The organism is Paraeggerthella sp. LCP19S3_G8 (genome assembly GCF_052119225.1).
GTDB lineage: Bacteria > Actinomycetota > Coriobacteriia > Coriobacteriales > Eggerthellaceae > Paraeggerthella > Paraeggerthella hominis.
Genome location: NZ_JBQKFQ010000002.1, coordinates 152538 through 178389 on the forward strand (window position 1 = coordinate 152538; position 25852 = coordinate 178389).

The following is a 25852-nucleotide window of genomic DNA, read 5'->3' on the forward strand; positions in this document are numbered from 1 at the left end:
TTCGTGGCATCATACAGTTCCGGCGGCCATTCGACCGCCGGAATCTTGTTAATCAGCTGCACCGCCGGACAGGGACCCGCCGCCGGACACGCCGGCATGGCCCAAGTCGTAGTTCGTCAGCAGCAATTCTGCGTCTCTTGCTATGCTATCACGTTTCCGAGGCGCGGGGATAGACCCGGAACCCGACGTGAACACCAGCTCGCCGTCGACCGCGTCCACGTCGATGACCGAACCGCTGGTCCACTTGCCCTCGAGGATTTCCTCGGACAGGGGGTCTTCCAGCAAGCGCTGGATGGCGCGGCGCAAGGGACGAGCGCCGTACGCCGCGTCGGTCCCCTCTTTCGCGACGAGCCGGCATGCGGCGTCGCTCAAGTTGATGGACATGTTCTGGTCGATCAAGCGCTCGCGCAGGTCGGCCACCATGAGCTTGACGATTTCGGCGATCTGCTCGTCGTTCAAGGACTTGAACACGATGATCTCGTCGATGCGGTTCAGGAATTCAGGCCTGAACAGCTTCTTCATCTCGGCCATGACGCGGCTCTTGATCTCCTTGTCGGACAGGCCCGCCTGCTCTTCGGTGGAGAAGCCCAACGTGGTAGGCTGCGCGATTTCGCGCGCGCCCACGTTCGACGTCATGATGATGACCGTGTTGCGGAAGTCCACCGTGCGGCCCTGCGCGTCGGTCAAGCGACCTTCCTCCAGAATTTGAAGCAGGATGTTGAACACGTCGGGGTGAGCCTTCTCGATCTCGTCGAACAGCACCACCGAGTAGGGACGCTGGCGCACGGCCTTCGTCAGCTGGCCGCCCTCGTCGAAGCCGACGTAGCCCGGAGGGCTGCCCACCAGGCGCGACACGCTGTGCTTCTCCATGTACTCCGACATGTCGAAGGACAGGAGCGCGTCCTCGGAATTGAACAGGAACTCGGCGAGCGCCTTGGAAAGCTCCGTTTTACCCACGCCCGAAGGGCCCAGGAAGATGAACGAGCCGGCCGGACGCTTCGGATCCTTGAGGCCGCTGCGCGAACGGCGGATGGCCTTCGACAGCGCCGTGACCGCTTCCTCCTGGCCGATGACGCGCTCGTGCAGCACGCCTTCCATGCGCAGCAGCTTCTCGGTCTCGGCCTCCGTCAGGTTCGACACGGGCACGCCCGTCGTCATGGAGACCACATCGGCGATATCCTCGACGGTCACCTGATGGACGGACTTCTGCGCGTCTTCCTCCCACTGCTTTTCGGCCTCTTCGCGCTTCTTCTTGAGGTCGGATTCCTGGTCGCGCAGCTGCGCCGCGCGCTCGAAATCCTGCGCGCCGATAGCCGCGTCTTTTTCGCCGCGAAGCTTGCGCAGCTCTTCGTCCAGATCGCGCAGCTCTTTGGGCAGGGTCATGTTGCGGATGCGCATGCGCGCGCCCGCCTCGTCCAGCACGTCGATAGCCTTGTCGGGCAGGTAGCGATCCTGGATGTAGCGGCCCGCCAAGCTGACGGCAGCTTGCAGGGCTTCGTCGGTGAAGTGGACCTGATGGTGCGCTTCGTAGCGATCGCGCAGGCCCTCCATGATGCGCAGCGCCTGCTCCTCGTTCGGCTCGCCCACCGTGATGGACTGGAAGCGACGCTCCAAAGCGGAGTCCTTCTCCAGGTGCTTGCGGTACTCGTCGATGGTGGTGGCGCCGACAACCTGGATCTCGCCGCGCGACAACGGCGGCTTCAAGATGGCGGCGGCGTCGATGGAGCCCTCGGCCGAACCCGCGCCGATAAGCGTGTGCATCTCGTCGATGAACAGGATGATGTCGCCCGCGTCCATCACTTCCTTGATGCACTTCTTCAGGCGCTCCTCGAACTCGCCGCGGTACTTGGACCCGGCAACGAGCGCGGACACGTCCAGCGTGAACAGGCGCTTGCCGCGCAGGATATCGGGAACTTGATTCGACACGATAAGCTGGGCCAAGCCCTCGACCACAGCGGTCTTGCCCACGCCCGGCTCGCCGATGAGCAACGGGTTGTTCTTCTGGCGACGGCTGAGCACCTGCATCACGCGCTCGATCTCGCCGGCGCGACCGATGACGGGGTCGAGCTTGCCGTCGCGCGCCTTCTGCGTCAAGTCGGTGCCGAACTCCTTGAGCACGCTGTCCGACGTGCCGCCGTTCGGGTCGAAGGGGTTGCGACCGGCGTACACCGGGCTCTGCCCCACCAGGTCGTTGAGGGCTGCGCGCACGTCGTCGCCCGCCACGCCCAGGCGCGTGAGCACTTCGAGCGCCGTGCCGTCGCCTTCGCGAACGATGCCCAGCAGCAAGTGCTCGGTCGATATGTAGGATTGCCCCATCTGCATGGCTTCGCGCAGGGAGTTCTCCAGCACGCGCTTCACGCGCGGCGTGAAGGACAGGTGCCCGGACACGTCGGTGTCCTCGTCGATGGCGACCACCTGGCGGATAGCCTGCACCACGGCGTCGTACTTGACGTTCAGGCGATCGAGCGCCTGAGCAGCCAAGCCGTCTTTCTCCTGGATAAGGCCAAGAAGGATGTGCTCGGTCCCCACATAGGGCTGATGGAGCGAGCGCGCTTCGTCCTGGGCCAGGACGAGCACCTTGCGCGCCTTGTCCGTGAACTTCTCGAATGACATGTAAGCCTCGATTCTCGCGGCGATACTTCAGTGTTACTCGTCCATGTTAGCACTCGCACTGATCGAGTGCCAATTCACCTGGACGCCGCACACGGCGGCTCCACAAGTCGAGCCGTTGAGGCGACGGGATCCATCGTATCACGACCTTTCGCGCCACGTGCACGAACCGCCGGATTATCCCGAGACGCCCGCATTTGCCAAGGCGTCTCGCAGCGCGTTGCGGGCGCGAACAACCGCGGGTGGCGGGTGCGGGCGGGCGTGCGATGCGAGCCGCGAATGTGGGCGGGCGGGCGGGTGACGGCGGCGCGGACGGGCGGGCGATGCGAGCAGGCACCGATGCCGCTGCGGGCGTGCGGGCATGCGTGCGAGGCGCCGCAGCAACGAAGCCACCACGAGCAGGAAGCCCCGCTGCCCTTGCAGGCGGCACGTTGCGCACGAAAAACCGCCTTCGCTGGCAGGTTCTGACGGTTTGAGGTTGCCGAACGCGCGCTATGGGCAGCCTTTCCCCGGCGCCACTTTCGACCGGGATTCTGACCAGGCGCGATACCGAAGCGCTCGCAGCTTGCAAAACGAAGAGCCGAAACGACGACCCCAAACCGTCAGAACCTGCCAGCGGTCGCCGTTTTTTTGCGCGCAGCTTCCAGCTCGCAACGAAATCCAGCAGGAATCTAGCGGAAACGTTGCGCGAGTCTGACACGGATCTAGCAAAAACCTAGCGCGGATCTAGCGCGGATCTAGCTGAAATCCAACAGAAATTTAGCGCGAATCCAGCAGGAATCTAAACCATAAAATAACTATTGACCTGGTATTATGTGGTGCTAAACTCACACCATGAAAACCATCCTAACCCATACATCGGCCCTTGAATTCTGGCGATCCGAACTCAGCGACGTCGGATCGGCGCGCAGCGTATGCCGCAGCACGACCGTGCCCGAGAAAGCTCCGCACGGCTCCGACATGCGAACGCATGCGCTCGTTCGCGGCGGCACATTGTCCCTGCCCGTCCACGTTCTTGCTCGGGAAAACAGGAAAGCCAGTTCGGCCCTCATCGTTCACCGTGCGCAATCCCTACCGGAAAGATCGTTAAGGGCCGTGTTCTTCCCTGGATTCGACGAACCGGTTTTCGTCACCTGCCCCGAACTGACTTTCGTGCACATGGCGTCGGCGATCGGCTTTCCCCTCGCAGTCCATTTGGGGTACGAGTTCTGCGGCACGTTCGCCCCCGACAAGCAGCACCCCTACGGAATCAGGAACAGGCCCCCTTTGACCAATCCGAGAAAGCTGGCCTCGTACCTAGACAACGCAGGATACCTGCATGGAACGAAAGCAGCCCGCCGGGCACTTCCTCACGTTTTGGGCGGATCGGCTTCTCCGCGCGAATCGACCCTCGCCGAACTGCTAACGCTTCCCTATCTGTACGGGGGAAGCAAGTTGGAGCATCCCGCCATGAACGCTACCGTAGCGATTCCGCAGCACAGCAACTGGACAACCAGCCGCTCCTCTTTTCGATGCGACCTGCTTTGGCGAGACAGGGGCGTGGCGGTCGAATACGACAGCACCCTCTGCCATACCGGCGCGAAGCGCATCGCCGAGGATGCGTCCCGACGCAACGCGCTCGAAGCACTCGGCCTGACCGTGGTGACCGCCACTTGGCGCCAGGTGGCAAACTACCAAGAATACAACCGCTTCGCACGTATTCTGGCCGGCCACTTAGGAGCGCGGATACGACCCGCTTGCTCCGACTATTCGCTCAAGCAGCTTGAACTTCGTCGGCAGTTGCTCAGTCAAAAGGGGCTTTTCGCGTAACGCCAGAAACGCTTCCGACCGTACAACTCACGCAGCGCAGCCGACGAAGCTCGGAGCAACGTCGCAAGCAAAGCGATTGCGGCTGGCACGTTGCGCGCGAAAAACCGCCCTTGCTGGCAGGTTTTGACGGTTTGAGGTTGCCGAGCGCGCGCCTCACGCTGCCCTTCCCCAACTTCATTTTCGATCGGGCTTCTGACCAGGCACGATACTGAAGTGTTTGCGGCTTGCGAAACGAAGGGCCGAAACGACGACCTCAAACCGTCAGAACCTGCCAGCGATCGCGTTTTTTCGTGCGCTGACGGCCCGAACGCAGGCGAAGTCCCGCATAGCCGCCTCGTCGGCCCGAAAGCGCCATCGCCCGGCGCGCGTCCGGCTGTCCAAGCGAGGGGCCGCCAACACGCCAGCGCCTTTGAACCCGCACAAGCAGCGAGGGCGCCCTTTCGGAGCGCCCTCGCATGCAGGTTCTACTTCGCTTCGTCCCTCATGTGCGGGAACAGCAGCACGTCGCGAATCGACGGAGCGTCGGACAGCAGCATGACCAAGCGGTCGATGCCCACGCCCACGCCGCCCGCCGGCGGCATGCCGTACTCGAGGGCGCGCACGTAGTCGTCGTCGTAGCCCATGGCCTCGTCGTCGCCCAGATCCTTTGCAGCCACCTGCGCCTTGAAACGCTCGGCCTGATCAACCGGGTCGTTCAGCTCGCCGAAGGCGTTCGCGTACTCGTGCCCGCAGATGAACAGCTCGAAGCGCTCGGTCAGGTTCTCGTCGTCGGCCTTCTTCTTGGCCAAAGGAGACACCTCGAGCGGGTGATCGATCACGAACGTCGGCTGGATAAGCTTCTCTTCGGCCACGGCCTCGAAGATCTCGGCGATCAGCTTGCCCTTGCCCCAAGCCGCATCGGCGTGCCCGCCGTTCTTCTCCAGAATAGCCACCAGCTCTTCAAGCGTGCGGTCGAAGTTCACCGGCTCGCCCGCCCCTTCGGTGGCAAGCTCGATCATGGACCTGCGCGGCCAGTCGCCCGACAGGTCGATCTCCTGGCCCTGGTACGTCACCTGCATGGTGCCGCATGCGGCCATCGCAGCAGCCTGAATGTAGCCCTGCGTGAGTTCCATCATGCCGTTGAGGTCGGAGAACGCCTGATAGGCCTCCATCGTGGTGAACTCGGGGTTATGAAACGGATCCATGCCCTCGTTGCGGAACTGACGGCCGATCTCGAACACCTTCTCGAATCCGCCCACCAGCAAACGCTTGAGGGGCAGCTCGGTAGCGATGCGCAGATAGTAGTCGCGATCGAGCGCGTTGAAATGCGTGACGAACGGCTTGGCGTTCGCGCCGCCCAGAATGGGATGCAGAAACGGGGTCTCGACCTCGTAGAAGCCCTGGTCCTCCATGTAGCGGCGAATGGCCGCCACGATCTTGAAGCGCTTCTCGAACGTCTCTTTGACCTCGGGATTCATGACCAGGTCGACGTAACGCTGACGGTAGCGCGTCTCCTTGTCGGCCAGACCGTGGAACTTCTCCGGCAGCGGACGCAGGCTCTTGCTCAAAAGTTCGAACGACTGCACGGCCACGGACAGCTGCCCGCGCTTGGTGCGCATCATGGTTCCATGCACGCCGATCCAGTCGCCCACGTCCAGATCCTTGAGCTCCGCGAACGCATCCTCGCCCAAGACGTTGATGCGGCAGAACAACTGGATGTCGCCCGTCGAGTCGCGCAGCTCCAAAAACGCAAGCTTTCCCTGATCGCGCTTGGCCATGACGCGACCGGCCACGTCCACCTCGTCCTCGGTGGAAGCGCCGTCTTCAAGGTCGGCGTACTGCTGGACAAGATCGGTCAAATGATGCGTGTACTCGAACGCGTGGCCGTAGGGGTTCTTGCCCGCAGCGATGAGAGCCGCTCGCTTCGCGCGGCGCACTTCAATGGGGTCGTCTTCGATGATCTGGTCGGTGGTGTCGCTCATCTGCGGTTCCTTTATCTTAGTGATCGATCTTCTCAATGGTGATGGTGACCTGGCGGCCGGTCGGGCCCGTCGTTTCCACCACATCGCCCTTCTTGCGGCCCAGCAGCGCGGCGCCCACGGGAGACTCGTTGCTGATCTTGCCGGCGGCGGCATCGCTTTCCGCGCCGCCGACGATCGTGAACACGCGCTCGCGACCGCCCATGGTGACCGTCACCACCGAGCCGATGTTCACGCGCGAAGAGCGCTTCGGCGTGTTGACCACGGTCGCCTCGGAGAGGATTCGGCTGATCTCGGCGATGCGCGCCTCCATCATGCCCTGCTCGTTCTTCGCGTCGTCGTACTCGGAGTTCTCGGAGATGTCGCCGAACTCGCGAGCAACCTTGATGCGCTCGCCGATCTCGGCGCGCTTCTCGGTCTCAAGGTAGTGCAGCTCTTTTTCGAGGTTGTCCTTGCCTTCTTGTGTAAGAATGAAGTTTCCGTCTGCCATGTTTTCTCACCTGTCCCAATTACAAAAACAGGCACGCTCGTGCTTTCAAGCGTGCTTCCTTATATTTTTCGCTGTGATGAAATGCGCGGCTTCGGTGTTTCCGCACTGATATGAAAAAAGCGGTATGTGCAAGGCCAGACCTGCACATACCGCATACCGAACAAAACTGTTGAGCTATTCGGCCTTTTTCTTAGCGGCGGTGGTGGTCTTCCGAGCCGTCGTCGTCTTCTTGGCCGGCTGCTCTTCCACTACCTCTTCGATGATTTCTTCCTCATCGTCGGCGTCCTCGATGGACTTGCTGCCCATGCCGTCGCGAAGGTTCTTGACGGTTTTGCCAAGCGCGCTGCCAAGCTTCGGAAGGTTCTTCGGGCCGAAGATGAGCAAAATCACCGCAAGGATGATGAGAAGCTCCGGCATCCCCATTCCCAAAATTTTCATACGTTCCTCCAAATTGCTCGTGCAAAGGCCGCGCCTTACGACCCCGCCCCACCCTGCTCGTCAGGGTGATGTACCTATGCAAAAAAGGGATGTTGCAGAAAAGCACATCCCTTCCAAGCTCCATACCTGGGATGACGTGGCTTGGAATCGCGACCCGCATCCCAAAGCGGTTCGCAGCCAAGCCATGCCGTCGTCTGAGGTTCGTATAAGCGATACCGTCGGACAACTCTGGGTATATTACCGCAAATGCACCAGCATGAGAAGCATGCTTCCCGATTTTGCGAGAAATTGCCTTGCAGTCGCCATAGTATGCACTGACGAAGAGGCGCCCCGGCAAAGGGTTCGCAGGTGGCCGCCTTAACGCCCTACCGATCGCCGCGACTCCGAAAACGCGAGGAAGCTGCCCGCGAAGCACCGTTCAAAGACGCACGCAGCCGTTCGGCCTCTGCGGAAGATCGCGAAATCCCCTGGATGCGCTCCAGCCGATCGGCGGCAGTACGGCCCTGCGTCGCGCCCGCATCATCGCCGCGCTTCACGCGCTCGCCGTCGTTGGTGTAGTAAGCGTAATAGTATTCGGAGTCGGTCCCTTCGCAGAACGTAGCGCAGATGCCCAGGATGTTGGCATCGGCTTTTTGCAGCTGCTCGCAAGCTTCCACCAGTTCGGCACGCGTTGCCAGATTCGGCCTTACCACTATCACCGTGCCATCCGCCAACGTGGACAGGATGGCTGCATCGACGAACGTACCCACCGGCGGAGTGTCGAACACCACGTAATCGTAGCTTTCCTCAAGAAGGGACACCAGCTTGGCATAGCGTTTCGACGAGACGATGTCGGCCGGGTTCGGGATGTTCGGCTCGACGTCCAGGAAGTACAGGTTCGGCGTGGGCGTGGCGGCCACGGCCCGCGAAAGCGGCACGGCGTCGGTCAGCACCGCGTACACGCCTGCAGGAGGACGCACCCCAAGAGCGTCGGCCAAGGCCCGCCGGCGCATGTCGGCCTCCACCAGCAGCACGGTCTTGCCCGATGTGGCAATGGCGGGCGCAAGCTCGATCGAGCACGTCGACTTGCCCTCGTTCGGCACCGAGCTGGTAATCACGATGGACCGTATCGGAGAGTCGGGCGACATGAAGCGAATGTTCGCGAAGAGCGTCTTCGCCGCGTTCTGCACTTCGAGCGCGTTGGATGCGGATTTCTTTTTCCTGGCCACAAGTCGCTCCTTTGTTCAGCCGTGCTGCATTGGCCCCGGCTCCTCGCGTCAAGCAGGGCACCGTAAGTTCACTTATTCTAACTTGAGTAGAAGATAGACCCCTCGACGGCTCACGTCAAAGGAAAACCGCTCGGAAGATCTTTGCGACCGTCGGCAGCCCCGACTCTCGCGCTCGACGAGGCGGCGACCCGGACGGGCGGCGGCTCGGCCCCGCGTTGCGGACGGGCAGCAGCTCGGCTCCGAGTTGCGGGACGCGCCCGCAGCCCCAGTTCTACGCCGTCGAAGCCCCCGGGCCGCCGATCCGCCCCATTCCCCCATCGGCCGCGCGCGAAAAACCGCCCTCGCTGGCAGGTTCTGACGGTTTGGGGTCGTTCGACCCGGCAGGATGGGCGCCCGGGGAAACGCAACTCGGCAGCTAGGAGCCATGGCCAGGCGAAACGCAAAACGGGTCCGGCAGCGGCGAAGAGGGCGGCCGGCTCGGCAACCCCTAACCGTCAGAACCTGCCAGCGAGGGCGGTTTTTCGTGCGCAAGGCCTTGGCGGACACCAAGAGCGCTACCAGAATACGGCCTCTCGATGGGAACCCGGCCTTTCGCGACGCCGCAGCGAAAGGCCGGGTCCGTCCCGCGGCTCGATCGCGCGCGTCGCATCGCGCGTGCGCCGCCCCCGGCACCGCACGCCCCCCGCACCGCAAGCCCCCCGCGCACGCCGCGCCCGTGCGCGGGGGGCTTGCGGTGCCGAATTCGCCAACTCCCCCAAGTTGGCATTTCCCCAAATGCAAAAAGGTCAGCCGCGAACGACTGACCTGCAAGTTCTGGTCGGGTTGACAGGATTTGAACCTGCGGCCTCTGCGTCCCGAACGCAGCGCTCTACCAAGCTGAGCCACAACCCGAAGTACTGCTTCAAGCAGCGACGGATATGATAGCACAACGAATCGAAAAGCAAAAGGAAAAATGACCCGAATTTCCGTCAGAATTTTCCCGCCCGTTTCTCGGACTCGCTTTCAGCCGCCTCTCCCGCAGCCTCACGGCCGCTTCGGACAACGACGGCAGCGCGCCGCCCAACGGGAAAAGCCCACGATCGCGGTGCAGACCCCGTCGTCAGCGCGCGGCGGCGCGCTCCTGCTCCTTCTGAGCAAGACGCGCAAGCGGCACGATCTTCGTCATGATCACGCCGTCGGACACCACGTCGCCGTCCTCGTCGTACGCGACCACGTTCCAATACTGCTTGACTCCGCCCGCGCTCGAAGGCTCCTGACGGTCAAGCTCGGCCACACCGCGCAGCACGCCGTTCTTCCCGCTCTTGCGATGACGCACATGCACGTCGATGCCGAAAGGACGCTCGTTATCGAAATCGGTGTTCTGCTCGGTTCCGATGCTCGCCACCGTTTCAAGCAAGGCGATGGTCGCCCCGCCGTGCAGGTAGCCATGCGGCTGGTACAGGTCCGGCGTGATGGGCATTACCGCTTCAACGCGGGTTTCGCAGACATCGGTCGCCTCGATATGCAGGGTATCGGTCAAGGCCATAAGGCTCCTCCTTACTGATCCGCTCCGCGCGGATCCACCATGTTCGAGCCCTAGTATACCCGTCCGACGCCAAAGCATCCCCGGCCAGTCCCGCGAAGCCGTCCGGCCTTACCGAGCGCCCTCGGAACACGACCTGATGAAGCGCTTGACCTCGTCCGGAATGTCACGAGGATGCGGCTCGGGACGCGCGATCAGGTACCCTTGCAGGTAGTCAACGCCCAGATCGAGCACGGCGCGCAGCTCCGTTTCGGTCTCCACCCCTTCGGCAATCACGCGAATGCCGCGGTCATGAGCGTATCCCACCAGGTTGCGGGCAATGTCCTGCTGGTCCTTCTGGCAGTCGATTCCTCGAATGATGCATGCGTCAAGCTTCACGAAGTCAACGTGGTAGTCCAGCAGGGACGTCTCCCCGTTGTATCCGCTGCCGAAATCGTCCACGGCAAGGCGGGCGCCCAAACGTCGCGCCAGCGCTTCTTTGTACACGGCCATTTCGCGACTGTAATCGCTTTCGATGATTTCGATGACCAGGTGCCTGAGCATGCCGCCGTAACGCTCGATCAAGAACAGCTCGTCTTCAGAGGACAGGCGCTGCGTGGCGATGCTGTTCACGAACAGCAAAGACCCTTGACCTACGTAGCGCTGCGAGAACGCATCCAAAGCTCCCAGAAACGTCATGCGCTCGACATGGTGAAGCTTCGACTGCGAACGCGCCAGCGCCAACACGCGATCCGGCGTGGAAATGGACTCCAGCTGGGGGCGCATAAGCGCCTCGAAGGCAATGATCTCGCCGGCCCGAGCATCCACGATCGGCTGGAAATGGTAATCCACAAGCTGCTCGTCGAACAGGCGGTTCAAGTCCTCGCCGGTGTTCACGATGAACGACTTCTCGTCGTAGCTGGCGCGATCGAACGTGAACAGCTCGCCTTTTCGGCTGTTCTTCGCCAGGTACATGGCGAAGTCGGCGTACTCGCGAAGGCGCGCGTAGGCAGTGGCGTCATCGGGGCAGAACGCAGCGCCCATGGAGGCGCGCACTTTAAGCGCCTTCCCGTCAGGAGCAACCAGCACGCTCTCGTCGAACGCACGGCACAGGTCGGCGAACAGCGCTTCGACATCGGCTCGGTCCGAACAGACGTCGACGAACGCCAGGAACTCGTCGCCGGACACGCGCGAGCAAGGACCCTTGTTGCCGAACACCGACTCCACAGCGCGCGCAGCTGCCTTGATGTACTGGTCGCCCCAATCGTGCCCGTACGTGTCGTTGACGAACTTGAGGTTGTCCAAGTCGAGCATGAGCATGGCTCCGAGCCTCTTGCGGCCCCGCAAAAGCTCGGTCACCTGCTGCTCGAACGCGCGGCGGTTCAGCAGCCCGGTCAGAATGTCGTGATCGCGTTCATGCTCCAAGCGGCGACGCGTTCGAATCTCGTGCGTCACGTCTTCCACCAGCCCGTACATCACGCCGCGATCCTCGTCCATCAAAACGACCAAGCGCACCCACGTGATGCCGCGCTCGTCGAAGAACAGGTAGCGATCGTCCCCCTCGCGCTCGACGCGCACGCGGTACCAATCCATGAACCGATCGAAATCATCCGCCGACATGGTGCCCGAGCCCGCGCGCCCCACGCAGAAGCGCGTCGCTTCGGGGCACTCCAAGATGGACAGCGTAGAGAACAACCCCTCGGTATAGCTGACCGTTTCCAGGATGGCGTTGTACTCGAACGCGCCGATGCTGCGATCGGAAAGCTGCAGTATCTGGGACAGGCGCGAAGACGCCGAAGCAACCTGGGTTCCCAACGACTCGATCGCGTCGGAAAGCTCGTCCACCTCGACAATGCCGGTAGGCGTGAACGAAATAGGCTCTTCAGGACCGGTCGCGCGAACCTCTTTCATAAGGTTGCGCAAACGCGATGACGACAACCACGCCACCAGCACGGCCACGATCAGGCCCACGACGAAGGCAACGAGAAACGACCGGAACAAGCTTTCGGAAAGCGCATGCGAAGCCGAGAACAGCCCTTCTTCGGGAGCAATCCCCACAAGCACCCATCGATCGGAGGCGAACGGAGACGTGCTGTCGTACAGCGCCAGCTCCATCGCGGATGCCACGGCGCGCTTGTCCGGGTCTGCCGAGTCGAAAGCCGGATCGACTACCATGCGAGCCTGGTTGTCCAGAAAAGCCTCGATGGAGCCGTTTTCGACGTACAGGCTTTGCGTCGCCCCGCTTGTAGCCAGCACTTCGTACGCGCGCGGTTTGTCCGACAAGGGTTCCACGCCGGCGCTGCGCTCGGAGTCGGCGGCTTGCACGGTTGTGAGCAGGTACGAGCCGTCGCCTCGCTCGTTCAGGTCGCGATACGGAAAAAACGACTCGATGCGATCCAGGCGTATCTCAACGCCCAGCACTCCGCACAATTCCCCCGAAGCGGTTCGAATCGGCACGCTGTACGTCACCGAAGGCGTGCCCGCCCAGCCAAGATCAACCGGTCGGCCCCAGTACCCCAGATCGCTTGTCTCTGCATCGGGATGCTTTTGGGCGGCACGGAGGGGCTCGTAGTAGAAGGCGCTGCGCTGATTGCCTTCGGCAGCCAGCGGAAACGTTGCCGACCACTGGCTGTCCAGGGCTATCTCCATAGTGCGCCCCACGCTGATCGGACACGATGCAACCATGAGGTCCGATCCGCCTTCGGCGTTGACCTTCGGGTTCGAATCGCGAATGTAGAGCGCCGTGCGAGCATCGGCGGCCTCTCCCTCCGCCCCGCCGTTCGCCAGCACGAAGTAGGCGCCGCTCACCTCGTTGTGCCGGATGAAAGACACCAGATCGTCGGCCATCGCATCGATAATGGACAAGGCCACGTCCGAACCCGGAACGATATCGGACACCGAAGCTCCGCGCTCAGCCAGCACCTCGTCAACACGATCGGCCACAACGTCGGGCGTCGAGCCGAAGTCCGACCAGCGAAGGACCATGTCGCCTTCGAGGTAGCTTGCCCGACTGGCCACGCGCTCCGAGAACAGATCGTACGCAGCGTCGTCCATCTGGACGAACACGCGACTCCCGGACAGGATCGCAGCGCTCATGACGCCCTGCAAAATAAGCACGATGCAGAAAGGCAGCGCGACAAGGGCCTTGAACGTCAAGTCCTTCCGCGCACCCTTCACCTGTTTCATGCCCAGCGTCATGCCCTCGTAGCTCTATCCTTCAACATCCTCACCCTCGGGCGCTATGCCACGACGGCTTCCAATTGCATCTTCAAATCAGCCAGCCAAGCGTCGAAAACCGATTCGTCCAAAAACGCGGCGACGGCCTGGGCGGGATCGGCGCCCGCCTCGATCTGGGCGCGCACGGCGGCCCGATCCTGCGCTGCCCGGTCGAACAGCGATTTGCCCAGCACCGAACGAGCTTCGTTGCCCTTCGGAGTCGGGAACGTCCGGTACAGCCCCGCGTCCATGGTCTCGAGCGCAGCGGGCAGGGTCTCAGCGTAGTTGCGGGAAGAATCCCCCAGCGACAGAGCGACGTCCTTCAAGAACTCCGGCTCGATCGCCTCTTTGGTCACGGGCAGATACCCCGCTTTCACGGCGAACCCGGCATTCTGCTCCTTGGCCGTGAACCAGGTGAGAAACTCGACGCACGCACACTCCGTACGCTCGTCGGCCTTCGTCACCACGAAGCCCGCACCCTGCTGAGGGGCGCACGGAACGCCGCTTTCGAACGTGGGAGCAGGCAAGGCTATCACCTCGATGGGATAGCTGGTCTGATCATCAACCGTCACGGTCTGGGGAAAATACACGACCGACGAGGACGACCCCACGTAACTGAGCAGGTCGCCGGTCTTGACGGCGTCTGAGCGGAACTTGCCTTCGGAAGAGAACCAACCCTGCACCATGGGCACGTAGTAGTTGTCCCACAACGCCTTCATCGTAGCGCGATCAAGATCGAGCTCGATGCGTCCGTCACGAACGGAAAGCACTTCGTGACCCAACTGCTTCGCACCGGTGACCAGGTAATTCGTCAAAGCATCTCGGCCGAAGAACGCACGTCCGTCGTTCGGCACGTCCGGGGTTTGCGCATCGGTCCATTCGTAATAGCGCTGCGACACCGTCACGATCCCCTCGACGGTGGCAAGCTCGTCGAGCGTGCTGCCCGTTGCATCGGCGAACACCCGCCAATCGGTCAGATTCATCTGAAACGTCTCGGTTGATTTCGCCACGGGAAACACCTTCAGAGAACCCGTGCCGTCCAGATCCCCTTCGGCCAAAAACGCCTCGACGTACCGATCCTTCTGCTCGTCGGTCAGGTATCCGGAAAGATCGGCCACGCGCCCGAAGCTATCGACAAGCGAAGCCGTATCGGGATACGAAAGGAACGCGTCGGGCATATCGGCATACCCGACAAGCTCCTGCGCCGACCCGGTCACCGCTGCGGCCAAATCGTTTACGCCGCCCTGGCTGGAACTGGTAACCACCACGCCCACGCTTTTGCCCTGGGTCGCGTTGAACTCGTCGACAAGCGATTCGAACGCCTGCTGCTGGGTTCCGTTGTAGTACGTCCACAGCTCGATCTGCACGGGGTCGGCGGGATCGAGCAGCGAAGAAGCGTCTTTGCCCGACGCAGCCGCGCCCGGGCCCGAGCAACCCGCCAAGGTCAGCATTCCCGCAAGAGCAAGCGCAGCAGCCTGCCTCAGCGTCTTTTTCGCACTCATCCGCTCCCCCTCTGAATCGCGCACAACCACCCCACACCTATGCGTACGTTTCAGAACATTCTAAGTCATGAAGCGGAGCTGCGGCCGACGAACTTGCGAACGCGCCGAGACGGCAGGAAGCTTTGGGTTGGCGGCAGGCCCTTACGAGTCCCGCGGCGCTTTCGGAGGCTTCGCATCGCGCGGAGCCGCCGAAGCACGGGGAACGGCCGCTTGCTCGTGGTCACGGTCGCACAACGGCTGATCGACGTCCAAAGGAGCCCGCTGCTCGTCAAGGTGCCGCGCCACCGCCGACACTCCCGACAAGCGGCCGGCAGCATCCGGATCGTTGAGCATCTGCTTGGCATCGCGCTTGAACGTCTTGGTTGTTTGAATGAGTATCGCGCCGATAAGGAACGGCATCCAGAACACGATGCCGCGATAGACGAGCGCAATGGACAGCCCCGCCGCCGCAGTCGCCCCGAAAGACGTGAACGCCACCACCACGGCAGCTTCCACCACGCCTACGCCCTGCGGCGTGATCGAGATCATAGCGAACAGCGTTGCCACCACATAGCCGCAGATGAGCGCTTCGGGAACCGTTACGCCGAACCCAACGCCCACCAAGCTGAAGCAGGCAAGCTCGCACGCGCTTGCGGCAATGGAGCACCCGAAGGATTTCGCCGTGGTCTTGGGATTGTGCGCGATAAGGCCCGCTGCGTCGGAAAACGAGCACACCGTACGCTCCACCCACGGGTCGAGCGGCCCTTTCTTGAAGCGGGCGAGAATGCGGTTGACCAACCGTTCGATGGGCCGCAGCACGCGCAGCACGAGCGCCGGACGCTTGCGGCCCAGTACCAAGATGGTGATCATGGCCCCCACCAGCGCGATGACAAGCAGCCCGAGCAGGAACCACAGGGGCGACAAGCCCACCGTGGCGGCCAATATGGCGAAGCCTATCAGCATGATGGTGGCGAATCCCGAATCGATGGTGATCTGCATGAGCAGCGCCGCGCTGGTTGCCTTGCCCGGGGCAATGCCGCGCTGGCGCGCATCGTCCACCACCAGCGTAGTGCCGGCCAGGTTGAGCGACGGCGCGATCGTGTTCATGAAAAACGTCCCGAACACCAAAGGCAGCGTCGAGCGCGGATCCATGCGCTCGTCAACCGCTTCGAACGCATACGAATACGCGAAGCTCTGCGCGAAGTACTTTCCCAGCTGGGTGCACAGCGCAGCGATCAACGGGATGGCCGCGCCCTTCTTGATGGTTTCCACCAGCTCGACCAGCTGATCGCCGCGCAAAAGCACCACCGCAAGCACGATGACGATAACAAGCCCGATGAGCAGGTTTCTGATGTTGAGCTTCACAGCCTTGCTCGCGCCCCGAACGCCTCCGCCTAGCGGAGGAATTCCTTGAGGTCGGAGTGCACGAGGAAGTCGAGCTCGTTGGCCGATTCCGCATCCGTTTCCAAGAACAGGAAGCCGTAATTGCCCACGCGCCGAACGTCGAACGGCCGCATCTCGAGCACATGGGAGAAACGGCTGAGGAACGCATCGTAGTCGAACCGCTCGTCCCCTGTAGCGTCGGCCGGCGGATTGAGCAGCGACATCGTGTACACTTTGTCGCCCTTGCCCTCGAACGCGCGATCGAAATCAGGGCGCTCATCTTCCAGGAACGCCTCGTACGTGCGATACCCGTAGCCGTGCCAGCTGACGTCGGTGCCGCCCAAACCCGCGAAACGAAGCGGGTTGAACTCGATGGGGCACACGTGCCCGTCGAGAACGCGCACCTCTACATGCACGGGGAAATTGCGCGCTCCCACAAGCGCGTTCACGCGGTCAAGCCATTGCGTGAACAGCGCGGACGTTTCGCGCACGATAGGCGCGCTCGTCACGTACATGCGGTCGGACGTATCCTCGGCTGAAACGAAGTCGTGGCGCAAGACGTTGAGGATATGCGCCGCGCCGGTGGCGTCGAAGTACGCGTCGAGCGCGTACTCGGTCCCCTCGATGTAGCCCTCCAAGATGAACGATCCGGACCCGATGACGCTTTCGGGGTACATGTCGTGCCAGGTGGACGCGTTGCGCTGAATGTCGGCAAGCGCGCGCTCCCAGTCTTCGCGATCTTGGATGGCGTACACGCCCATGCTGCAGAATCCGACGGACGGCTTCAGCACGAACGGCGCTTCCAGCTTCGAGAAGTCCAGCTTGAACAGCTCGTCAACCGAGCAGGTTTTGAAGAACAGATCAGGGTCGAGGGCAGCCAGAACCTGCCGCATAGCGGCTTTGTCCTTGAACAGCCCGATAGCGCGCGACAGGCTTTCGTTATGCGCGTTCTCGACGATCCACGCCAAGGCGTTTTCGGAATTGGTGTACACGCGCTCGCCTGCATCGATACGGCGCACGGCTTCGTCTGCCGACACCAGGTTCAACGCACGGCCCGCGGCTGTCGTGCGCGCGAATTCGTTGTCGAGCACGGGATGCTGCGAAGACTCCATCCACGCAAGCAGCGGTTCTGATGCATACGGCTCGTCAAGCACTATCATTGCTTCGAATCCTCCTTCATCGGTGCGCTTCGAGCATGCGAAGCGCTTCGCGCATCCGCCGGCGCAAACACCGCGCGGCGACAAACAAACAGTATAGCATGGGCGCGCCCGCGCCCGGCAGCCCTACTCCCGACCGGCGGCACGATAGACGCGCACAAGGTCGCGCGCGTTCGTGATGTCGAAAAGAACCGCAACCGCAAACGCAAGGCCCAGCCCTATCGTCACCGCACCTTGCCGCGGCGCGATCATGAACACGAACGGCGCAAGCACGAGCGCGATAGGAACGAAAAAGCCGATCAAACAGCTGCCCAAACGCTTCCACAGCCCGTAGACGAACGACGCCACCACGTACACGAACAGCCCGGTGGCAGGAGACCCCGCCAAGCTCAACACCGCCAAAGCCGCCGCTTTCGCCGCCACGACGGCGCCTTCCTTCTTGATGCTTTGGCGCGTCTCATCGCGCACCTGTTCCGGCGTTTTCTGAGGAGCCGATGCCCTGAACGGCGCAAACGGGTCGAACGGATCGAACGGCACGCCGCCGGGCGCGCCCTCGCCGGCGGAGCGGGCGCCGTCCCACGAGGTCCATACGTAGGTGGTGCGGCCCTGCCCTTGCGACGAACCCTGCCCGAACGGCCAATCCGCGAACGGGTCCCATTCGACCTGCTGGGGCGATCCGTACGGGTTCGCCGTAGGATGCGCGTACGGGTTGCCCGCATAGGGGCGCGGGTCGCGACGCGGGTCGAACTCCGGCGTCCACGAGCGGTTGAGCAACACGTCGCGCGCTTCGTTGATTTGCTTGGTCAGCTCTTCCGCTTCGGCGCGCTCGGCGGAATCAAGCGGAAATTTGTCCGGGTGATGGGCGATGACCAGCTTGCGATGCGAGGCTTTGACCTCGTCGTCAGTAGCCCCCTCGCTCAGGTTCAGTATGTTCAACGCTTGAGATTTCTTCATGCCGCCCACTATACCGAAGCGCATTGCGCGTTGCGCCCCCGGTGCGAGTATGTTCCTTTTACGACAAGGAAGGAACATAACCATACCCGAAACGCTCACACGTTCGCGGCTACGGCATCGATGCGAAAAGGCGGCCGTTGCCCTTCCTGCAAAAAAAGCTGGACCCGACAAGCGGATCCAGCTTTTCGATCAAGCGTGCTTGGGGGGGGGCGCTGCGGGCTTCGGCCGCGCGCCAGCTGCCGGCTTAGTGCCTGAAGTGGCGATGGCCGGTGAACACGAGCGCGATGCCGTGCTCGTCAGCGGCGGCGATCACCTCGTCGTCGCGGATGGATCCGCCCGGCTCGATAATGGCCGTCACGCCGGCCTCGGCCAAAGCGTCAAGGCCGTCGCGGAACGGGAAGAACGCGTCCGACGCGGCCACGGAGCCCTTCGCCTGCTCGCCCGCCTGCTCGACGGCGATGCGCGCGGAGTTCACGCGGTTGGGCTGGCCGCCGCCCACGCCCACCGTGGCATGGTTCTTGGTAAGCGCGATGGCGTTGGACTTGACCGACTTGCACACGTTCCAAGCGAACAGCAGCTCGGCCATTTCCTCGTCGGTAGGCTGGCGCTTCGTGGGAACCGTGAACGCAGCCGGATCCTCCAGCACGCCGTCGGAATCCTGCACGAGCAGGCCGCCCTCGACGGAGCGGTACTCCACTTCCCCGCCGGCCTTGTTCACGCCGCCCGTGGACAGGAGACGCGCGTTCTTCTTGGCACTGTACATGTCCAGCGCGTCGCCCGCGAACTCGGGCGCCACGATGGCCTCGACGAACTGCTTGTTCTCGAAGATGGCAACCACCACGTCGGACGTGACCGGACGGTTGAACGCCATGACGCCGCCGTACGCGCTGACCGGGTCGCACGCATGCGCGCGTTGGTACGCGGCCACCAGGTCGGCGTCCTGGCACACGCCGCACGGCGTAAGGTGCTTCACGATGACGCACGCGGGCTCGTCGAACTCGCGCACGGCCGTCCAGGCGGCGTCCAGGTCCAGGTAGTTGTTGTACGAAAGCTCCTTGCCCTGGTGCTGCTTGGCGTGGGCCAGGCTGTGCTCGGCACCCGCGTAGCTGTCGCGACGGTAGAACGCGGCGGACTGATGCGGGTTCTCGCCGTAGCGCAGGTCCTGCACCTTGGTCAGGTTGAGGGCGCGGGCGGCCGGGTACTTCTGGTCGCCTTCGAGCTGCTCGCCCATCCAGGCGGCGATGGCGCCGTCGTAGGCGGCCGTCGTGCGGAACACGTCGAGCGCCAGCTTCGCGCGCGTATCGCGCGTGGTGGCACCGTCGTTGGCGCGCATCTCGGCCAAGATGTCGTCGTAGGTTTCCGGGCGCGTGACCACGGCCACGCTCTCGAAGTTCTTGGCGGCGGAGCGCAGCATGGACGGGCCGCCGATGTCGATGTTCTCGATGCAGGTTGCGAAGTCGGCGCCGCCGGCCACCGTCTTCTCGAAGGCGTACAGGTTCACGACCACCATATCGATCATCTGGATGCCGTGCTCGGCCGCCTGGGCCATGTGGGCCTCGTTGTCGCGCTTGGCCAGCAGACCGCCGTGCACGCGCGGGTGCAGCGTCTTCACGCGTCCGTCCATCATCTCCGGGAACTGCGTCACGTCATCGATCGGCGTGACCGGCACGCCGGCCTCCGCGATGACGCGGGCCGTGCCGCCCGTGGAGATGACCTCCGCTCCGAACTCCTCCACGAGGACGCGGGCGAAATCGACGACGCCCGCCTTGTCCGTAACGGACATCAAAACGCGCTTGACCTTCGGATTGCTCATATGGTCTTACATCCTTTCCTTTTGGGTTCCGCCGCCTTGCGAACGACGAAACAACTCGACGCTGCGGGCCCTATTGCCCTGCACCGGCATTGCCTCCGGCGCTCTATCTACCTGCCCAAGCTGCTTTCGTGCTTGGCGCGGGCTTCTTCACTGTACCGTTGCCGGTAGCGTACGTCCACCAGCTCGCCGACGATCGCTATCGCCAATTCGGCGGGCGTCTTCGCCCCGAACTTCAAGCCGATGGGGCGCTTGACGCGCGCCCAGTCGTCCTCGGTGGCGCCCGCCGCCAAAACCAGCTCGTGCACGCGATCGTTCTTGCCAGCGCACCCCATCATGCCCACGTAATGCGCGCCGTGCTTGGCCGCCCACACGCAGGCCTCGGGGTCGAACATGTGGCCGCGCGTGAGCACGCACACGTAGTCCGCCGACGTGCAGGACAACTGGTCCAGCGCATCGAAGCTGCCGCCGGGAAGGACGATGCGCTCGGCGTCCGGGAAGCGGGCTTCGCTCACGTACGCGGGGTCGTAGTCGACCACCGTCACGCGAAAGCCCACGTGCGCGGCCAGCGCCGCGACTTCGCTGGCCGCGTCCGACGCGCCCAGCAACCACACGCGCACCTGCTCGAACAGCGGGACGGAAAGCCAGGTGAGGCCTTCGAACTGCTCGTTGTGCATCGAAGGCCCGCGCGTGACGTCCTTCATCTGAAACGCATCGCGTGCGGAATGCGGGCGCGCCGCCACGATCTCCTTCGCATCGTTGCAGAAGAACACGAGCGGCTCGCCGTCGGCGGAACCTTGGTCGCCGTACTTCTTCGTCACCTCGTTGTCGGTGTTGGCCTGGGCCTGCTGTGCATCGTAGACCACCTTGAAGCCGATCCAGGCAAGGTCGCCTTCGTCGATGGCGCGCACGGCGCGCTCGAACACGACGGCGTCGGCTTCGCCCAAGCTGCGCGCGATCACGTCCGCGTACGACGGGTCGACATGCTGGTTGCCCGCAAGGGCCTCCGCTGAAAAACACGGGAAGTCGTCAGCCGACAGGACGGGCGTGCGGCCCGCCCGCAGATCAGCCGCCACCGCGGCGAGCACGTCCCTCATCATGCGATATGCACCTTCCTGTCCTCGCCCACCGTCACGCGGTCCTCGGCGATCTGGCGCAGCACCTCGGGGTAGATGACGTGCTCCACCTCATGGATGCGCGCCTCCAAATCCTCCAACGCGTCGCCTTCGCGCACTTCGACGGCGCGCTGCGCCACGATGGGTCCCTTGTCGTAGTCCTCGTTCGCGAAATGCACGGTCACGCCCGTCACCTTCACGCCCGCATCGTAGGCGTCCTGGATGGCGTGCGCGCCCTTGAACGCAGGCAGGAGCGCCGGATGCAGGTTGAGCACGCGGTCCGGGAACGCGTCCAGCATGACCGGCGTAACCTTGCGCATGTAGCCGGCCATGACCACGTATTCCGCGCCCGCCGCACGCAGCTCGTCCACGATGCGCGCATCGGCAGTCAGCGGATCGGCGTACACGTCGCGGTTGAGCACGACGGTCGGGATGCCCGCGGCCTTCGCGCGCTCGATGCCGTACGCGTCGGGACGCGACGACACCACGCACGCGACGTTCACCGGCAACCCGTCGCGCACGGCATCGATGATAGCTTGCAGGTTCGTGCCGCTGCCGCTCAGCAGCACGCCTATCGTAAGCGGCGTGGTCATGCGAATTCTCCTATTCCGCTTCGTAGCCGTACAGCGCGCCGTCGTTCGCGTAGCGAACCTCGGCCGCGCCGGACACGACGCGTCCCACGCGATAGGTTTGCTCGCCGGCTTCGGCCAGCGCGGCCTCCACCTCGTCGGCGCGCTCCGGGTCCACGATGAGCACCAGGCCCAGGCCCATGTTGAAGGTCTTGAGCGCCTCGGACTCGTCCAGATGCGCCGCCTCGCACACGAACTTCGCGATGGGAGGCACCGGCCACGTGCCCAGGTCGACCTGCGCGTCCACGTTCTCCGGCAGCGCGCGGTTCAGGTTCTCGGTGATGCCGCCGCCCGTGATGTGCGCAAGCGCGCGCACCGCGTTCGGGCAGGCGTCCAGCACGGCGCGCACCGGCTTCACGTAGATGCGCGTCGGCGCCAAGAGCGCGTCCTGCAGGCTGGCTCCGCCCAACTCATCGCGCTCGATGCGCAGCTCGTAGTGGGTCTTGCCCTCCACGCACACCTTGCGCGCCAGCGAGTAGCCGTTGGAGTGCAGGCCGCTCGACGCCAGGCCGATCAGCACGTCGCCTTCGCGCACGGCCGCCGGATCGAGCATCTTCACGCGGTCCACCACGCCCACGCAGAAGCCGGACAGGTCGTAGTCGTCCGGATCCATCACGCCGGGGTGCTCGGCCATCTCGCCGCCGATGAGCGCGCAGCCGGCCTGCTTGCAGCCTTCGCCGATGCCCGCCACGATCTCGGCCATGTTCTCGGCGTTCAGCTTGCCGATAGCCACGTAGTCCAGGAAGAACAGCGGCTCGGCGCCCGTGGCCAGAATGTCATTGGCGCACATGGCCACCAGGTCGATACCCACGGTGTCGTGCTTGCCGGCCAGCTGGGCCACCTTGAGCTTCGTGCCCACGCCGTCGGTACCGCTCACCAGCAGCGGATCGACCATGTCCTTGGCCGCCGCGATGGAGAACAGGCCGCCGAAGCCGCCGATGTCGCCCACCACCTCGGGACGGTACGTGTCGTGTACGACGCCCTTGATAGCCTCCACGGCGCGCGCGCCTTCCGCCGTATCGACGCCGGCCTGCGCGTACGTGACCGCATCCTCGTCCATCCAGCTGGGCATCTGGGGGCCGTCCTCGTTCTGGTTCGCGTTCACGGTGATTCTCTCGGTCATCTCAAGCTCCTTCTTGCCGCCCTTCAGACGGACGCCTCGTTATCGTACGCTTCTGCGAAATCCTTCTTCGTCATGAAGCTCTTTTTGAACAATGATTCGGGAATGGCCACAGGATAGTCCCCCGAGAAGCACGCTTCGCAGAAACCCTGCTCGCGCACGTCGGGCAACGCGTTCCGCAAACCCTGCAGCGATATGAACGCCAGCGAGTCGGCCCCGATCCAAGAGCGCATCTCGTCAAGCGTCATGTTGGCGGCGATCAGCTGATCGCGCGTGTCGGTGTCGATGCCGTAGAAGCACGGCCACAGAACCTCGGGGCTCACGATGCGCAGGTGCACTTCCGCAGCGCCCGCTTCGCGCAGCATCTCCACCAGCTTCTTCGACGTGTTGCCGCGCACGATGCTGTCGTCGATGACCACCAGGCGCTGACCGCGGATAACCGAGGGCAGCGGGTTCAGCTTCAGGCGAATGCCCAACTGGCGCATGGCCTGAGTCGGCTCGATGAACGTGCGGCCCACGTAGCGGTTCTTCACGATGCCGTCCGAATACGGGATGCCGCTTTGCTGCGAAAACCCCATGGCGGAAGGCACGCCCGAGTCGGGCACGCCCAGCACCAGATCGGCCTCGACGGGCGCCTCCTGCGCCAGGATGCGCCCCATGGCGCGACGCGCCTGGTAGACGCTCTGCCCGTCGATCACGCTATCCGGGCGCGCGAAGTACACGTACTCGAATATGCAGGATGCGCGCGTGCCCGCGGGTACGCCCTGCTCGGAGTGCATGCCCTCGCGGCTGAAGCGGACGATCTCGCCCGGCTCCACGTCGCGCAGGTACGTTGCGCCCACGATGTCCAGCCCGCACGTCTCGCTCGACACCGCCCAACCGCGACCGTCGGGAAGCTGGCCGATGCACAAGGGGCGTATGCCGTTCGGGTCGCGAAACGCGTACAGCGAGTCGGGGCTGGCCAGCACCATGGCGTACGCGCCCTCCAGATGCTCCATCGCGTAGCGGATGCCGTTGCGCAGATGGTGCGTTTCCTGCGTGACCCACCCGATGGCCTTCGCAGCCACTTCGCTGTCGGTACCGGCGCGGAATTGCACGCCCTCGCCCACCAGGCGCGCGCGCAGCGCGTTCGTGTTCACGAGCGTGCCGTTGTGCGCAAGCGCGATCAGCACCTCGTCGATGGCCGAGATATGCGGCTGCGCAGCCTCCCACGACGCCGCTGCGCCGCTTGTGGAGTACCGGGCGTGCCCCACGGCTACGAACCCGTCGAGCGCTGCCAGGCTCGCCTCGTCGAACACCTGCGTGACCAGGCCCAAGTCCTTGGCAACCATAACGGTTTCGCCGTCGCCCACCGCAATGCCCGCGCTTTCCTGCCCGCGATGCTGAAGCGCCTGCAGGCCGAAGCACGCCATACGGGCAACGTCCTCGCCCTCGCCGGGAGCGAACACGCCGAATACGGCGCACTCCTCCTCAAGGCGATCGGGGCGCTCGCCCGGAAACGCAGCCATGCTCATGAGGCGATCTCCTTCGACGCGTCGCCCACGGCGGCCGCAGCGTCGGGGTCGGCCAAGCCGCCTTCGGCCGCGTTGGCGGGCGCAGGCCCGATCGTGGAGTCGGCCACGTAGCCGAACAGCACCCAGCGACCATCGGTCGGCAGGTTGTCGCACGTGGCGAACGTGAAGGTCTGCTTCATGTCCGCAGCGGCGGGAAGGTCGGACACGCTCACCACGGAACGGTCGATCTTGTCCTGGACGTAGGCCACGCGCTCCTCTTCGGACGCGAACGCGGTTTGCGCAAGCGGGTCGTCGGCGGCGCAATGCACGAGCGAGAACGTGGTCAGCTTGACGTTGCCCTGCGGCGTGAGGATGTAGATGGTGCGGCTGGCGTTGAACGCCGCCGGGTCGTCCATGCCGGCAATGGCCGCGAACATGGACCCGTCGTTGAGGTGGTGCCCGTACACGATGTTGTTCGCATCGGAGAAGTCGCCGGCGTTCTCGGCTGCCAGGAAAATAGCGCCGAACGTGGCGATCCAGCCCTCCGAGCCCTTGAAGTCATGCGTCAGGTACTTCTCGTTGTCGGTCGTGTGCACGATCGGGTAGTTGATGTTCGTGCCCGGCACGTAGATCCAGCCCACCGTATCGGGGTTGATGGCCTTCAGCGCGTCCCAATCCACCGTGAAGTCGGCAAGCGACGTCCCTTCGACGTCCGCAGGCGGATTGAAGCCGTCTTGGGCCACTTCCTTGTACGTCTGCTGGCCCTGCCAATAGCTGAAACCGATGGCGCCGAGGGCAGCCAGGGCCACCACGAACACCACGAGCGCGATCCAGAAGACCACGCGCCACGGCCCGCCCTTTTTCTTGCGCCCGTTCGCCCCGGAGCCGTTCGGCCCAGGTCCGTTCGGGCCCCTGCCGGCGCCGCCGTATCCGTACGAAGCCGGTGCCGGACGGTACGCCTGCTGCCCCGCCTGGGGCTGCACGGGGCGATACGCCTGCTGATGAGGTTGAGGTTGGGGCCGATACGCAGCCTGCTGCTGCGTCGGCTGCGCGTAGGGCTGCGCCGGACGCGGCGCCTGCTGACGGGGAGCCTGCTGACGCGGCGCCCGGTACTGCGGCGCCGGCTGCCCCTGGCCAGGTTGCTGGGGGGCCGGGGCCCTTCGGGCACCGGGGCCTGCGGCCTGCTGATGCGCAGCTTCCTGCTGAACCCGGGCACGAGCGTGACGACCGCGCGGCTCGGGATCGGGATACTGTCGATAGTCGGTCATGTTCGCCTTTCGAAGGAACGTCGAACCGCGGGCGTTGTATCGTCCTCGACCGTTTGGCGCGCCCGCTGCTGCCAGACCGTTACCATAATAAGCAAAACGCCCCCGAAACGAGGGCGCGATGTAGTCAAAAACGCAATTTTCACGACTACGGGCGTCGCCCGCGGTCAGCTACTTCTTCATCTCGTCGATAAAGCCCTTCGCAATGAAGACGA

Annotated in this window: 18 protein-coding genes and 1 tRNA gene; 1 reads left to right on the forward strand and 18 read right to left on the reverse strand. The window is 63.7% G+C overall.

Annotation, left to right across the window (positions count from 1 at the left end; translation table 11 throughout):
- Positions 1–48: 48 nt before the first annotated feature.
- Positions 49–2613 (reverse strand): ATP-dependent Clp protease ATP-binding subunit, encoded by a 2565-nt coding sequence (locus tag ACTQZK_RS02585; protein WP_441898324.1) that lies wholly within the window; start codon positions 2611–2613, stop codon positions 49–51.
- A 1092-nt stretch (positions 2614–3705) separates the two neighbouring features.
- On the opposite strand from ACTQZK_RS02585, the gene ACTQZK_RS02590 reads away from it, so the two are divergent.
- Positions 3706–4419, forward strand: coding sequence for a hypothetical protein (locus ACTQZK_RS02590; protein ID WP_231088198.1), 714 nt, complete (start codon positions 3706–3708; stop codon positions 4417–4419).
- A 464-nt stretch (positions 4420–4883) separates the two neighbouring features.
- Here ACTQZK_RS02590 and lysS read toward each other — a convergent pair whose 3' ends face one another.
- The 17 genes from lysS to srtB all read right to left on the reverse strand — a co-directional run bounded on the left by lysS (position 4884) and on the right by srtB (position 25640).
- Entirely contained in the window at positions 4884–6380 is a 1497-nt protein-coding gene (gene lysS, locus ACTQZK_RS02595; protein WP_216528940.1) for a lysine--tRNA ligase, read from the reverse strand.
- 16 nt (positions 6381–6396) lie between these two features.
- Positions 6397–6867 (reverse strand): transcription elongation factor GreA, encoded by a 471-nt coding sequence (greA, locus tag ACTQZK_RS02600; protein ID WP_114567913.1) that lies wholly within the window; start codon positions 6865–6867, stop codon positions 6397–6399.
- Positions 6868–7041: 174 nt separating this feature from the next.
- Positions 7042–7305, reverse strand: coding sequence for a twin-arginine translocase TatA/TatE family subunit (gene tatA / locus ACTQZK_RS02605; RefSeq protein ID WP_114567912.1), 264 nt, complete (start codon positions 7303–7305; stop codon positions 7042–7044).
- Positions 7306–7670: 365 nt separating this feature from the next.
- Positions 7671–8513 carry a CpsD/CapB family tyrosine-protein kinase gene (locus tag ACTQZK_RS02610; RefSeq protein WP_418830495.1) on the reverse strand — a complete coding sequence of 281 codons (843 nt, stop codon included), beginning with the start codon at positions 8511–8513 and terminating at the stop codon, positions 7671–7673.
- Positions 8514–9327: 814 nt separating this feature from the next.
- Positions 9328–9404: transfer RNA gene (locus ACTQZK_RS02615), tRNA-Pro, on the reverse strand.
- Between the two features lie 208 nt (positions 9405–9612).
- Positions 9613–10038 (reverse strand): PaaI family thioesterase, encoded by a 426-nt coding sequence (locus ACTQZK_RS02620; protein ID WP_114567910.1) that lies wholly within the window; start codon positions 10036–10038, stop codon positions 9613–9615.
- A 108-nt stretch (positions 10039–10146) separates the two neighbouring features.
- Entirely contained in the window at positions 10147–13212 is a 3066-nt protein-coding gene (locus tag ACTQZK_RS02625) for an EAL domain-containing protein (RefSeq protein WP_441898328.1), read from the reverse strand.
- 41 nt (positions 13213–13253) lie between these two features.
- The gene (locus ACTQZK_RS02630) at positions 13254–14732 is read right to left on the reverse strand and encodes an extracellular solute-binding protein (RefSeq protein WP_225748769.1); all 1479 of its coding nucleotides are present in this window, start codon (positions 14730–14732) and stop codon (positions 13254–13256) included.
- A gap of 141 nt (positions 14733–14873) precedes the next feature.
- Positions 14874–16076: a lysylphosphatidylglycerol synthase transmembrane domain-containing protein gene (locus ACTQZK_RS02635; RefSeq protein WP_225748768.1), complete on the reverse strand. Its 1203-nt coding sequence runs from the start codon at positions 16074–16076 to the stop codon at positions 14874–14876.
- Between the two features lie 29 nt (positions 16077–16105).
- Positions 16106–17254 carry an ATP-grasp domain-containing protein gene (locus tag ACTQZK_RS02640; protein WP_225748767.1) on the reverse strand — a complete coding sequence of 383 codons (1149 nt, stop codon included), beginning with the start codon at positions 17252–17254 and terminating at the stop codon, positions 16106–16108.
- A gap of 123 nt (positions 17255–17377) precedes the next feature.
- Positions 17378–18205: a J domain-containing protein gene (locus tag ACTQZK_RS02645; RefSeq protein ID WP_114567916.1), complete on the reverse strand. Its 828-nt coding sequence runs from the start codon at positions 18203–18205 to the stop codon at positions 17378–17380.
- 244 nt (positions 18206–18449) lie between these two features.
- Positions 18450–20018, reverse strand: coding sequence for a bifunctional phosphoribosylaminoimidazolecarboxamide formyltransferase/IMP cyclohydrolase (gene purH, locus ACTQZK_RS02650; protein WP_216528945.1), 1569 nt, complete (start codon positions 20016–20018; stop codon positions 18450–18452).
- Between the two features lie 107 nt (positions 20019–20125).
- Complete coding sequence (locus tag ACTQZK_RS02655; protein ID WP_225748766.1) at positions 20126–21115, reverse strand: XdhC family protein; 990 nt, start codon at positions 21113–21115, stop codon at positions 20126–20128.
- Entirely contained in the window at positions 21112–21723 is a 612-nt protein-coding gene (gene purN, locus ACTQZK_RS02660; RefSeq protein ID WP_441898332.1) for a phosphoribosylglycinamide formyltransferase, read from the reverse strand. The genes ACTQZK_RS02655 and purN overlap by 4 nt, the downstream gene beginning before the upstream one ends.
- 10 nt (positions 21724–21733) lie before the next feature.
- Positions 21734–22882, reverse strand: a complete 1149-nt coding sequence (gene purM / locus ACTQZK_RS02665) for a phosphoribosylformylglycinamidine cyclo-ligase (protein ID WP_114567904.1) — start codon at positions 22880–22882, stop codon at positions 21734–21736.
- A 23-nt stretch (positions 22883–22905) separates the two neighbouring features.
- On the reverse strand, positions 22906–24393 hold the full coding sequence (gene purF, locus ACTQZK_RS02670; RefSeq protein WP_114567903.1) for an amidophosphoribosyltransferase: 1488 nt from the start codon (positions 24391–24393) through the stop codon (positions 22906–22908).
- Positions 24390–25640 carry a class B sortase gene (gene srtB / locus ACTQZK_RS02675; protein ID WP_441898334.1) on the reverse strand — a complete coding sequence of 417 codons (1251 nt, stop codon included), beginning with the start codon at positions 25638–25640 and terminating at the stop codon, positions 24390–24392. The genes purF and srtB overlap by 4 nt, the downstream gene beginning before the upstream one ends.
- Between the last annotated feature and the right edge of the window lie 212 nt (positions 25641–25852).

Excerpts from the sequence above, each read along its gene's own strand:
- ACTQZK_RS02585 (WP_441898324.1), bottom strand. The coding sequence starts at position 2,613 with ATGTCATTCGAGAAGTTCACGGACAAGGCGCGCAAGGTGCTCGTCCTG.
- lysS (WP_216528940.1), bottom strand. The coding sequence starts at position 6,380 with ATGAGCGACACCACCGACCAGATCATCGAAGACGACCCCATTGAAGTG.
- greA (WP_114567913.1), bottom strand. The coding sequence starts at position 6,867 with ATGGCAGACGGAAACTTCATTCTTACACAAGAAGGCAAGGACAACCTC.
- tatA (WP_114567912.1), bottom strand. The coding sequence starts at position 7,305 with ATGAAAATTTTGGGAATGGGGATGCCGGAGCTTCTCATCATCCTTGCG.
- ACTQZK_RS02620 (WP_114567910.1), bottom strand. The coding sequence starts at position 10,038 with ATGGCCTTGACCGATACCCTGCATATCGAGGCGACCGATGTCTGCGAA.
- ACTQZK_RS02625 (WP_441898328.1), bottom strand. The coding sequence starts at position 13,212 with ATGACGCTGGGCATGAAACAGGTGAAGGGTGCGCGGAAGGACTTGACG.
- ACTQZK_RS02630 (WP_225748769.1), bottom strand. The coding sequence starts at position 14,732 with ATGAGTGCGAAAAAGACGCTGAGGCAGGCTGCTGCGCTTGCTCTTGCG.
- ACTQZK_RS02640 (WP_225748767.1), bottom strand. The coding sequence starts at position 17,254 with ATGATAGTGCTTGACGAGCCGTATGCATCAGAACCGCTGCTTGCGTGG.
- ACTQZK_RS02645 (WP_114567916.1), bottom strand. The coding sequence starts at position 18,205 with ATGAAGAAATCTCAAGCGTTGAACATACTGAACCTGAGCGAGGGGGCT.
- purH (WP_216528945.1), bottom strand. The coding sequence starts at position 20,018 with ATGAGCAATCCGAAGGTCAAGCGCGTTTTGATGTCCGTTACGGACAAG.
- ACTQZK_RS02655 (WP_225748766.1), bottom strand. The coding sequence starts at position 21,115 with ATGATGAGGGACGTGCTCGCCGCGGTGGCGGCTGATCTGCGGGCGGGC.
- purN (WP_441898332.1), bottom strand. The coding sequence starts at position 21,723 with ATGACCACGCCGCTTACGATAGGCGTGCTGCTGAGCGGCAGCGGCACG.
- purM (WP_114567904.1), bottom strand. The coding sequence starts at position 22,882 with ATGACCGAGAGAATCACCGTGAACGCGAACCAGAACGAGGACGGCCCC.
- purF (WP_114567903.1), bottom strand. The coding sequence starts at position 24,393 with ATGAGCATGGCTGCGTTTCCGGGCGAGCGCCCCGATCGCCTTGAGGAG.
- srtB (WP_441898334.1), bottom strand. The coding sequence starts at position 25,640 with ATGACCGACTATCGACAGTATCCCGATCCCGAGCCGCGCGGTCGTCAC.